The following is a 4275-nucleotide window of genomic DNA, read 5'->3' as shown; positions in this document are numbered from 1 at the left end:
TAATCCCCTTCCAGGGGTAAACCCAAAGCCTGGCCCTCAGGGCCAGGATATTTACTTTCACAGGGTCTACAATCCTTTAAAAACAGGCTTTCTTTTTTCAAGAAAAGCAGTAACAGCTTCTTTGTGGTCTTCAGTGCGTGTGGCCGCAAACTGGTAGTTAAGTACCGGTTCAATTGATTCTTCAAGGGAGACACTCCCCAGTCTATTTATCGCTTCTTTCATTAGTCTTATGGAGGCAGGGCCTTTTGCCAGTTTTGCCGCGAGTTCTTCCGCTGTGCCTAAAAGGTCTTCTGCCGGGACAATTTGGTCAACCAGCTTCATTTCAAGTGCCTGTTCGGCTTTATATACTTTGCCGGTAAAACACATCATTTTGGCTATTCCCGGACCAACAATTTTTGGAAGAAGACACATTCCTGTTTCAGGTACTAGCCCCATACGGACAAAAAACTCTCCCAAAAGTGCATTGTCCGCCGCAATCCGGATATCACACACAAGTGCAAGCTCAAGACCGGCACCAAGTGCATATCCATTAATGGCGGCAATTGTAGGTTTGTTTAAGTTGTACAAACTAAGATACAACTGGTTTATTGGTTTGAAATAGGCCTTAAATTCATCAATAGTCATATGCTTTAACGGATCAATATCGCCTTTTACATCCCCGCCTGCTGAGAAGTGATCGCCACCACCGGTAATAACAACTGCGTTAATGTTGTCATCATTTTTTACATCATCAACCGCCTCTTTTATACTGTTAAAAAGTTCCGGTGTAAGAGCATTCATCTTTTCCGGACGGTTGAATGTTATAACGGCATACTTATTTTTTCTGGTTATAAAGGTTTTCCCTATTTTTTTTACATCTGGCATGATGGTTTCCTTGATTTATTGAAGTTACAATGTAATTTTTTGATGGGTATCACTTCAAGGCATATTCCCAAAAACAGGGCAAAACATTCTGGAAAAGCAATATTTTGCCCTGAAGAGTGAAAAAAAATTGCTTAAATCATTTCAATGGCACAGGCCATGGAAACTCCACCGCCGCCGCAAAGCGTGGCAAGGCCAAGACTATCCCCCCTTTTTTTCATGGCATAGATCAAGGTGACCATGACTCTTGCTCCAGTTGATCCCACAGGGTGTCCCAGACCGATGCCGGAACCATTCACATTGGTGATTTCCCGATTCAGGCCCAATTCTTTCTCACACCCGATGTATTGCGAGGCAAACGCTTCGTTGACTTCAATTAGATCAAAATCGTCAATGGTAAGACTGCTTTTTTCCATAAGGTTTTTCACAGCTGGAACCGGAGACATGCCCATAATGGTCGGGTGACAGGCACCCATGCCGGAGGCTTTTATTCTTGCAATTGGGTTAAGACCAAGTTCCCTGGCTTTTTCAGCTGACATGATAATCATGCCTGTGGACCCGTCATTGAGACCGCTAGAATTTCCGGCTGTAACCTTTCCTGTCTTAGGAATAAATGCTGCCGGCAGGCTCGAAAGTTTTTCCATGGTCATGCCTGGCCTGAAATGCTCATCTTTATCAAATATAAGAGGATCTTTTTTGCGCTGGGGCACTTCAATCGGCACAATTTCCTCTTTAAAAGATCCGTCATTGGTTGCACGCTCTGCATTGTTATGGCTTCTTAATGCCACTTCATCCATTTCTTCTCTGCTGATATTAAACTTCTGGGCAATAAATTCAGCAGTATGTCCCATGATATAAGGCTTACCCATAAAATAGCTTGCTGGTGCTTCTTCAGTATCTAAAGGGCTAGTACTGTCAAAGGGAAGTATATGAGAACCGCAATGAAGAGCATGAATCATGGCATCCACAAATTGCTGATCCTGGAGGCGGCATCCCCATCTGGCCTTGGGCACGGTATATGGCACTCCTGACATATGCTCCACACCTCCTGAAAGGATCACATCAACCATTCCGGCTTGGATCATGGCAGCCCCGGAAAGGGTGGCTTCCATGCCCGATATGCAGACCCTATTCACAGTGACCGCCGGAATTGTGTCCGGTATGCCTGCCATGAGCGCTGCCACACGAGTGGTATTTAAGGTGTCATGATGTTCGATGCAGCATCCATATCTTACATCATCTATAATCCCAGGCTCAATCCCTGCTCTTTTCACAGCTTCTTTCATGGTTACAGCAGCTATAGTAGCCCCATTTGAATTTTTTAATGTGCCACCAAATGTCCCAATAGCTGTTCTACAGGCTGAAACAATTACAATGTCTTTCATTTTTATCTCCTCAAGTTTTATTTATTATATCAATAAGTAATCGCTTATCAGATATTTATTTGCTACCAAAGGCAGCTTCGGAAATATCAACAACTGCTGTATCATTGAAAAGCATAGCCTCCATTTTTCCGTTTGAAACCGGTAGCACTGTATGAATAAAAAACTGGGTGCTCTTAAGCTGACCGTCATAGAATTCAAGATCCTTCTTTTTGGGTTTTTGTTCGAGTTTTTGGGTAGCCACAACAGCTCTCCAGAGAAGCATCCATGCCATGACGATATCTCCGGTTACGTCAAGGAAGGGTTGAGCATTGGCAAAGGCCATCATTATGTTTTCGGATCTGACGGTCTCCCCAAGGTTGTGAGCCACCTCTTCCAATTTAACAACTGCTTTGTCAAGAATTAAAGCAAAATTATTGATACAACTAATTTCTTTGGCTGTATCAATGGTTTTCCGGATCTCATCCAAAAGGTTTTTAAAGGATTGACCATTGTGTAAAGATAGTTTTCTTGCCAGAAGATCCATGGCTTGAATCCCATTGGTGCCTTCATATATCTGAGTAATCCTGCAGTCCCTTAAAAGCTGTTCCTGGGGATATTCTTTTGTAAACCCGTATCCGCCGAAAACCTGGATTCCATGGCTGCACATTTCAAATGCCCTGTCGGTAATATAGCCCTTGGCCACTGGAATCAATACATCAATAAGAGCCTGATACCGTGTTCTTTCCGCATCGTCTTCACTGATCTTTACCCTGTCTTCCAGCAGACCGATATAAAAAAGAATGCTTCGCATACCTTCTGAATAAGATTTCATTGTTAAAAGGGTCCGCCTGATATCCGGGTGCTGGATAATGGGAACCATAGGAGCATCCTTAGCTGATGATAGCAGATGTTTCCCCTGAATCCTGGTTCTGGCATAGTTCAAGGCGTTTAGATAGGAGGCAGATGCACATGAGAATCCCTGCATTCCTACATGAAGCCGGGCTTCATTCATCATGACAAACATGGCGCTCATGCCTTTATTTTCCTTGCCCAGAAGGGTGCCGCGGCATTGGCCTTTTCCCCCTAAAGCCATGGAACAGGTCGGGCTACCGTGGATTCCCATTTTTTCTTCAATACCAGTGCAGACCACGTCATTAAATTCACCTGAACTTCCATCATCATTTATCCAGATTTTGGGAACAAGAAAAAGAGAAATTCCTGCAGTACCATCAGGTGCGCCCTCTATTCTTGCCAGCACCGGATGGATGATATTTTCTACTAGATCATTTTCACCAGAGGAAATAAAAATTTTATTACCGGAAATGGTATAGGTACCATCATCATTTTTTACTGCCTTTGTGGTCAAGGCCCCTACATCAGATCCAGCTTCAGGCTCGGTCAGAAGCATGGAGCCGCCCCATATGCCAGTATACATATTTTCAAGAAAAAGTTCTTTTTGCTTGTCTGTGCCAAAGCATTCTACAAGTTTTCCCGCCCCATGAGTCAAGATATTATGGAGCATAAAGGGAAAGTTAGCACCATTAAAATAATTATTGGCTGCCAGTGCCACGGCCGAAGGCATGCCCTGTCCTCCCCAGTCAGGATCATCACACATGGCAATCCATTCACCTTCCCTGAAAAGTGCATAGGCTTTATGAAAAACTTCTGGTACGGTTACTGTACCGTTTTTAAAGGTACAGCCTTGTTCATCTGCTTCCTTCTGGCAGGTAAGCAGCTCTTTGATCGCAAGGTTCCGTGCCTCAGATACCACCATGTCAATGGTTTTTTTATTGAAATCTGCAAATCGTTCATGCTTACTTAACTGTTCTACATTTAATTGTTCGTGAAGTACAAAATCCACATCCCTTCTGTCTGCAACTTGCTGTGCCATATTTTTCTCCAAACGAATTATTTATTTTGTATAATCGTAAAATCCTTTGCCGCTTTTCCTGCCAAGATAACCGGCCCTGACCATTTTCCTTAGCAAGGGAGCAGGGCGGTATTTATCCTCCCCCAGCTCTTTGTGGAATCCCTCCATGACAAAAAGAAT

4 protein-coding genes are annotated in these 4275 nt (G+C 43.6%); all 4 read right to left on the bottom strand.

Annotated features, from left to right (window positions below; genetic code table 11):
* Positions 1–66: 66 nt before the first annotated feature.
* Entirely contained in the window at positions 67–864 is a 798-nt protein-coding gene (locus tag QAI40_RS16925; RefSeq protein WP_299983945.1) for an enoyl-CoA hydratase/isomerase family protein, read from the bottom strand.
* A gap of 131 nt (positions 865–995) precedes the next feature.
* A complete protein-coding gene (locus tag QAI40_RS16920) occupies positions 996–2246 on the bottom strand; it encodes a thiolase family protein (RefSeq protein WP_299983947.1) in 1251 nt (416 codons plus the stop codon).
* A gap of 55 nt (positions 2247–2301) precedes the next feature.
* Positions 2302–4116, bottom strand: a complete 1815-nt coding sequence (locus tag QAI40_RS16915; protein ID WP_299983949.1) for an acyl-CoA dehydrogenase — start codon at positions 4114–4116, stop codon at positions 2302–2304.
* Positions 4117–4137: 21 nt separating this feature from the next.
* On the bottom strand, positions 4138–4275 hold a 138-nt coding region (locus QAI40_RS16910), incomplete at its 5' end, for a 3-hydroxyacyl-CoA dehydrogenase family protein (RefSeq protein ID WP_304511909.1).

The organism is Desulfobacula sp., from assembly GCF_030611305.1.
Lineage (GTDB): Bacteria > Desulfobacterota > Desulfobacteria > Desulfobacterales > Desulfobacteraceae > Desulfobacula.
The sequence above is the reverse complement of the archived record's forward strand: the minus strand, read 5'-3'. Positions and strand labels throughout refer to the sequence as shown.

Bases quoted from the DNA above. Each gene is read 5' to 3' on its own strand.
- QAI40_RS16925 (WP_299983945.1), bottom strand. From the start codon at position 864: ATGCCAGATGTAAAAAAAATAGGGAAAACCTTTATAACCAGAAAAAAT.
- QAI40_RS16915 (WP_299983949.1), bottom strand. From the start codon at position 4,116: ATGGCACAGCAAGTTGCAGACAGAAGGGATGTGGATTTTGTACTTCAC.
- QAI40_RS16920 (WP_299983947.1), bottom strand. From the start codon at position 2,246: ATGAAAGACATTGTAATTGTTTCAGCCTGTAGAACAGCTATTGGGACA.